This is a genomic window from Nostoc sp., assembly GCF_036919555.1.
Taxonomy (GTDB): Bacteria; Cyanobacteriota; Cyanobacteriia; order Cyanobacteriales; family Nostocaceae; genus Nostoc.
In genome coordinates, this window is sequence record NZ_JBALCS010000025.1 from 51,596 (window position 1) to 57,721 (window position 6,126).

Genomic DNA, 6,126 nt, shown 5'->3' on the forward strand with positions numbered 1-6,126 from the left:
GCAGAGAAAAAACAAAACTGAGTTTCAAAGCCTCTCGACCCTTGCCTAACGGCAGGCTGACGCCAACGGGGAGAGGAATGGAAGTGGGGCAAAAGGCTATGTCACAAAACGAGAATCAAGACTTATGTATTTTTCTTTCTTCGTATGAAACCACCCTGCCGCTAATCCCCAGAGGGAACCCAAGTTCCCCACAAGCGGGGAAAGGAGGCAAACTGACGCCGTACTATACTAGTGCGATCGCACCCTTGTTAATTAAAAGGGAAATTACCAAACGCGTGCGATGTCTACCTATACAGCAACACAAATATTTTTTTTTGACTTAGATAATCTCTAAGCAATTGCTTTATGTGTATTTAATATGATAATCTAATACACGCATGATTTGAAGAAGGTTTTACACATCATCAACAAAGTTATTTCACAAAATATAAGCAAATTAATGGGTAAAAACTAGTGTATTTTGATAATACTCAAAAAACGAACAATTTTAACATTATCTGATAATTTTTGTAGGTACAGCATGGTTTTTCAACGCTGCTTCGTTGCATCTGGCTTGATAGCTTTCTTCGCATTTGGATGTAGTGGTGGGGCAAAGTCATGGACAGAAAATACTACGCAAGTTGTGCAAGAAAGTAATGTAACCCAACTTTTGATAGAAGCGAAGGCAACACAAAAAGCAGAAGATTTCTTTCATCAAGGCAATCATTTATTAGATGGACAACGTTACGAAGATGCCATAAAAGCTTATGACAAAACGATCGCCATCAAAGTTGAGAATTCGGAAGCTTGGATTAACCGTGGCATTGCCTTAACATCGTTGCAACGTTACAAAGATGCGATCGCATCTTACGACAAAGCGATCGCCATCAAACCCGACAAATATGAAGCTTGGTATAATCGTGGCATCGCCTTAACATCGTTGCAACGCTATAAAGACGCTATTGCATCTTACGACAAAGCGATCGCGATCAAACCCGACAAGTATGAAGCCTTAATTAACCGAGGTATTGCTCTGACAAAGCTGCACCGCTACCAAGATGCGATCGCATCTTATGATCGAGCGATCGCCATCAAGCAAGATTTGCACCAAGTATATTATAATAAAGCTTGCTCTTATGCATTACAAAGCAATCTGGAATTAGCAATTGAGAACTTAGACAAAGCAATCCAGCTTGTTCCTGATAAATACAAGAAGTTAGCAAAAACTGACCCAGACTTTAGCAAAGTGCGTAGTGAAAAGCGCTTTCAGGAATTACTGCAATAGTATTTTGTCACCACCATTCAGTATAGAATATAAAATTGCTATGAAAAGGAGTCAGAAGTCAGAATTCAGGAGCGGAGCCGGAGCAGGGCGAAAGCTCCGGTCAGAATACCCCAGCAGTTAAGTCAGGCGTTTCAACAAAGGAATACTTTTCTTTTCCTGGACGACTGAAGTCGGGGGCAAAAGATGCACGATTCATCCACTTTTTCGTTCAGAATTAAATTCTGAATTCTGGCGACTGGCGCTTTTATTCTTCTTCGGTAATTTTTTTATTGAGCGGTTTACAATTAGACATGAAAAAATTGTTAATCACCGGAGGAAGTGGTTTTTTAGGATGGCATCTTTGCCAGCTTGCAAAACAAGAATGGGAAGTTTATGGCACTTATTTTTCCCATCCTCTAGAAATTCCTGGCATCAAAATGCTAAAAGTGAACTTAACAGATTTTCAGGAATTGCAGCGCATATTTAGTAATGTTAAACCAACAGCAGTTATTCATACAGCTGCACATTCGCAACCAAATTTTTGTCAAACCCACCCTGAAGAATCGCACGCAATTAACGTCATAGCATCCTGCAATATTGCCGGACTTTGTGCAGATAATTCTATTCCTTGTGCCTTTACCTCAACTGACTTAGTTTTTGATGGCTTAAATGCCCCCTATCGAGAAACAGATGCTGTGTGTCCTGTCAATCTTTATGGTGAGCAAAAAGTGATCGCAGAAGCAGATATGCTAGAAAGGTATCCCATGACCGCAGTGTGTCGAATGCCGTTGATGTTTGGTGCAGCAACACCCACAGCTAAAAGCTTTATCCAGCCATTTATTCAAACTTTACAAGCAGAAAAAGAACTAAGTTTATTTATAGATGAATTTCGCACACCAGTAAGTGGAAGAACTGCCGCTAAAGGACTTTTATTAGCATTAGAAAAAGTTAACGGCATCATTCATTTAGGTGGCAAAGAGCGGATTTCGCGTTACGATTTTGGACAGATATTAGTTGAGGTATTTCAACTTCCCACTATAGGGCTTAAATCCTGCCGACAACAAGATGTGAAAATGGCAGCACCTAGACCAGTAGATGTTTCTTTGGATAGTTCTAAAGCTTTTGCATTAGGGTATGAGCCGTTATCTTTAAAAGAAGAATTGCAGGAACTAATCAATACTTAATCATCAGGTTGTATTTGTTGTGTACCTAACCAATGACGGAAGCTGGAATGATAGAGACTATAATGGGTTTCTCCGTCAATTTGTTCTTGGTGTAAAAATTCAAGCCAATTTTCTAGAACTTCCTCAACTTCATATTCATCAGTATCAATGATTTGTACAATTGCTTCTACTGAGATTGCTTTTTGCTGCTGAATTAAGACATTTAACACATCTGTGCTATGTTCCGTCCCTTGTTCGGGTGAAATCATTTGGTGTAAATGCTGCCGATAATATGCTTCTAAACTAGGCGGGAGTTCATTGTACTAGAAAGGTTCCGGGTAGGAATTTTCTGCGTTAGCGCTCGCGGAGGGTATCGTAGAGAAGCTTACCGTTGGCGTAGCCTCTCCTAGAGAAGGTATCGCACTTATTATCTGACTGACATACATAAAATTATTTTCGCTCAAAGTCGTGAGGCGATGCCTAACGGCAAGCTGCTCCGCATCTACGCAGAATTCCTGCTCATTAACATTATGTTCACTTAGCCAAGACATAAGTCTTGACCTTTCCCCCAACCCCTCCCCTACAAGGGGAGGAGAGTAATCTTGTTCCCCCCTTCCCTCATAGGGAAGGGGGGTTAGGGGGGTTAGGTAACTTTGAATATATGCTTGAATATCTTGCCGATTTTGTTCGGGATAATCTGCTAAATCCAGACTTTGAGATGGCGTTTCAATTAATAAACCTGACTTCTCCCGCAAAAAAGGTCTACGAGTGAGGAGAAAATAAAGCCCATCGGGGAGATAGCGGGGGAGATAAAACAGATTTGTCCCAGGTGGTTGGCTGTTGCGGTTAATGCAATTCAACCCATCAATGGCAATTAACAGTTTTTGATGAGGTTCTAACTTATCGCTGATTTGCTGGAGAAGATTAGAGAAAAACCAACTTCCCTCTGTGGCGTTATCAGGGAGAGAGGCGTAATTAAGCGAGTATTGATTAATTAGTTGCGTACAGATATTTACGAGAAATTCGTCAGCACGATTTTTATCCTCAAATTCGGCATTGTAATAGACAACGTGAGGATTATCTGCCACATATTTGGCAAGGATGGCACTTTTACCGCTACCAGGTGCGCCAATGATAGTGAAGTAACCCTGGTTATGGCGGTGGAGAAAGTTGTTAATAGCCGTGAAGACAAATTCACGACCGACAAAGTTGTGGCTTTTTTCTTGAATGATTTGCTCAAATTCCCTTGGATGTCCTCTGAGATAATTAGTAGCGGGTGGTCTGGGTGGCGAGTTCATAATTGTGAGGAATAATTAAAAGATAAGGCAAGACTGGGGGTAGTCATGACTGTGCAGTTATTAAGACGGAAGTTCACAGTTGAGCAATATCATAAAATGATTGAGTCGGGGATTCTTACAGAAGATGAGCGGGTGGAATTGATTCGGGGAGAGATTATAGAGATGTCACCTATAGGGACAAAACACGCTGCTTGTGTCAATCGACTGATTAACCCTCTTTTATCACTCTAGGCAGAGGAAAAATATAAATCAAGGTTACTGAAGTTTTGAAAAATGGAATAAGTAAGAGCATTGATAATTGTTTGAAGCTGACCAAACCCCTCAGCTAACTGAGGGATTTTGAAGATTGTTAACCAAGGTTTAATTAAATTAAATAGTACAAACGGTTGAAGTATTAAACGGAGGTTATTAAGAATATTATTCCAACCATTCCCTCTATCCCACCAGGGATGCGATGAGAAATTAGATTTAAATTGTGGTGGAAACTTAAGCGGTTGTTCAGAATGAAGACTGACCATCAAATAAGCGCTACAGACCATTTCCCACCATCTCTCTATTTGTGGATAATGAGTGACACGAAAATCTGCCCAGCCTAATTCATTTTTACTTTGCTTTAAACCATATTCTACCCAAGTTCTTAAACCATAAAAATTTCCAACATCTCTCGGCGTAATTTCTGGATATTTACTCATTACATACCAAGTAGTGTTTTTTGGGACTGCTTCTTTATCGGTTGTTATTTGCCAATATCTAATTTTTTGGTTTTTCCCACAAATTATTTCTCTAATAAATCTATTTTCTGAACTTAAGTTGGAGAAGACTCGCTTGAATCTTTGCCACTCTGAATATTTAACTTCGGTTGCTGCTATGCCTCATGCTCTATGGTTTGAGCGAATTGCAACTAGAAAATTGAGATTTAATTCATCTAGTACTTGGACAAAATTTTTCCCACTCTCACCATATAAACTATCTGCAAGAACAAGATTAAACCTAAATCCCATTGATTTTAATTTTCTCATCATTATCGCTGCTATTTCTGGTTTAGTTAAGTACTTATCTCCTGGTTGTAATCTTTCTCTTGGCTTGTAGATTTCAAACATTAATGGAAAAGTCATTCCCGATAGTACTGCGTAGGCTGTAACTGCAACAATACCATTATCCGTTTTCCCTAAATTTCCAATGTATTGTCGTTTCACATAATCTGTTGTATTTCCTTTTTTTTGATCGCCTGTTTCATCGATAATTAGTATAATTGGGCGACCTTGAAGTATATGTAATATTAATTCTAATCGCTGTTTCCGTAATTTCTGAACATCCCAAGGGGATTCTGTTAAGAAATGGTGTAATGGTTGATGGTTTTCTAATCCTACTACTTTGGCGATCGCAGGCAGTGTTTTCCGTTTTATATCAGATACCATTCCCACATGAAGATATTTGAAAGCTTCAAAGCTTCTCACTTCTGGAAACAGCTTTTGATACAACTGACAGTACTCATCCACAAATTTTACTGTAGGCGCAGGTGGGCGAGGTTCAACCATACTCTCTGCTTCGGTTTTCACGATCGCCCTTAATTATACTCCTGCGAGAGTGACAAAAGAGGGTTAATTTGTTGATGCAGTTGTTGGGAAAGCGCGTCATACTTGCTGCTCAAAATCCAATTGCATTGAACAATAACTCAGAACCTCAGCCAGATGTAGCATTACTCAAACCCCGTGATGACTTTTATGAAACCGCACACCCCCAACCCCAGGATATTTTTTTACTAATTGAAGTAGCTGATTCGACTATCATGTATGACCGGGAAGAGAAAATACCTTTATATGCAGAAGCAAACATAATTGAAGTTTGGTTAGTAGATATTAACGAGCAAATTGTCGAAGTTTATCAACAGCCAACAGCCGCAGGATATCAGCCGATGCAAAAGTTCACTAGCGGTCAAACTTTATCAATTCAAGCTTTACCCGATGTTAATATTACTGTCAATGAAATCTTTGGCAGATAAAATTATTTCTCCCCTCATCCCTCTATCATGTTCTCAAGACGCAAAAAATGCACTCTACCTGAAGCATCTCCTGCCACAATTGTCGTGCTATCTGGTGCTACTGCACAGCAATTGATGGGATATTCGCCTGTAAAAGTAGCAATGAGTTCTCCTGTTGCAAAATTCCAGACTTTGAGAGTGTTGTCAGAGGAAACAGAAATCAACTGTTTGTCATCTGCTGTAACTACTACATCATTGACATCATCATTATGTCCTGTAAGGGTAAAAATTTTATTTTTTGTTTCTAGGCTCCAAACTTTAATAGTTTTGTCACTAGAAACCCAAATTGCGGGTTATCGACTGATATGAACTTGTGATACTCAATTAATGCGATCGCGTACAAGAAAGTGAGGTTGGTGCGTAGCGCCAACCTGCCAATGC

General features: G+C 39.7%; 5 protein-coding genes and 3 pseudogenes. 4 read left to right on the forward strand and 4 right to left on the reverse strand.

Annotation, left to right across the window (positions count from 1 at the left end; genetic code table 11):
• The first annotated feature begins 520 nt into the window (after positions 1 to 520).
• Positions 521 to 1,264 carry a tetratricopeptide repeat protein gene (locus V7K36_RS08495; RefSeq protein ID WP_335114845.1) on the forward strand — a complete coding sequence of 248 codons (744 nt, stop codon included), beginning with the start codon at positions 521 to 523 and terminating at the stop codon, positions 1,262 to 1,264.
• Between the two features lie 290 nt (positions 1,265 to 1,554).
• Complete coding sequence (locus V7K36_RS08500) at positions 1,555 to 2,427, forward strand: SDR family oxidoreductase (protein WP_335114847.1); 873 nt, start codon at positions 1,555 to 1,557, stop codon at positions 2,425 to 2,427.
• Here the strand turns inward: V7K36_RS08500 and V7K36_RS08505 are convergent.
• Positions 2,424 to 2,675: a hypothetical protein gene (locus V7K36_RS08505; protein ID WP_335114849.1), complete on the reverse strand. Its 252-nt coding sequence runs from the start codon at positions 2,673 to 2,675 to the stop codon at positions 2,424 to 2,426. The two genes, V7K36_RS08500 and V7K36_RS08505, sit on opposite strands and share 4 nt — an antisense overlap.
• 54 nt (positions 2,676 to 2,729) lie before the next feature.
• The gene (locus V7K36_RS08510) at positions 2,730 to 3,704 is read right to left on the reverse strand and encodes an ATP-binding protein (RefSeq protein WP_335114851.1); all 975 of its coding nucleotides are present in this window, start codon (positions 3,702 to 3,704) and stop codon (positions 2,730 to 2,732) included.
• A 45-nt stretch (positions 3,705 to 3,749) separates the two neighbouring features.
• On the opposite strand from V7K36_RS08510, the pseudogene V7K36_RS08515 reads away from it, so the two are divergent.
• Positions 3,750 to 3,929 (forward strand): annotated as a pseudogene (locus V7K36_RS08515) (Uma2 family endonuclease); the annotation flags it as partial.
• A 2-nt stretch (positions 3,930 to 3,931) separates the two neighbouring features.
• Here the strand turns inward: V7K36_RS08515 and V7K36_RS08520 are convergent.
• A pseudogene (locus V7K36_RS08520) lies at positions 3,932 to 5,242 on the reverse strand (IS701 family transposase).
• 62 nt (positions 5,243 to 5,304) lie between these two features.
• On the opposite strand from V7K36_RS08520, the pseudogene V7K36_RS08525 reads away from it, so the two are divergent.
• A pseudogene (locus V7K36_RS08525) lies at positions 5,305 to 5,706 on the forward strand (Uma2 family endonuclease); the annotation flags it as partial.
• A 14-nt stretch (positions 5,707 to 5,720) separates the two neighbouring features.
• Here the strand turns inward: V7K36_RS08525 and V7K36_RS08530 are convergent.
• On the reverse strand, positions 5,721 to 6,032 hold the full coding sequence (locus tag V7K36_RS08530) for a WD40 repeat domain-containing protein (protein WP_335114856.1): 312 nt from the start codon (positions 6,030 to 6,032) through the stop codon (positions 5,721 to 5,723).
• Positions 6,033 to 6,126: the final 94 nt, after the last annotated feature.